Annotated in this window: 1 pseudogene; it reads left to right on the forward strand. The window is 70.3% G+C overall.

Annotated elements, in window-relative coordinates:
* Positions 1-439: pseudogene (adh, locus tag ACRHNM_RS16225) on the forward strand (aldehyde dehydrogenase); the annotation flags it as partial.
* Positions 440-462: the final 23 nt, after the last annotated feature.

Here is a 462-nt window from a genome sequence, read left to right on the forward strand (position 1 = left end):
CGAGGGCGGCCGCGTGCTGGTCGGCGGCGCCGCGCCGGACCGCGCCGAGCTGGCCAACGGCTGGTTCTACCTGCCCACCGTGATCGACGGCCTGGGCAACGGCGCGCGCGTCTGCCAGGAAGAGATCTTCGGGCCGGTGGTGGCGGTGACCACGTTCAAGGACGCCGACGACGCGCTGGCGCTGGCCAACGACACGCTCTACGGCCTGGGCGCGGGGGTCTGGTCGCGCGACGCCAACACGTGCTATCGCATGGGCCGCGCCATCAAGGCCGGCCGGGTCTGGACCAACTGCTACCACGCCTATCCGGCGCACGCCGCGTTCGGCGGCTACAAGCAGTCGGGCATCGGCCGCGAGAACCACAAGATGACGCCCAACCACTACCAGCAGACCAAGAACCTGCTGGTGTGCTACTCGCCCAAGAAGCTGGGCTTCTTCTGACGCGTCGAGGGCCCGCGCCGGGA

The sequence above is a fragment of the Psychroserpens mesophilus genome, from assembly GCF_050617655.1.
GTDB lineage: Bacteria > Bacteroidota > Bacteroidia > Flavobacteriales > Flavobacteriaceae > Psychroserpens > Psychroserpens mesophilus_A.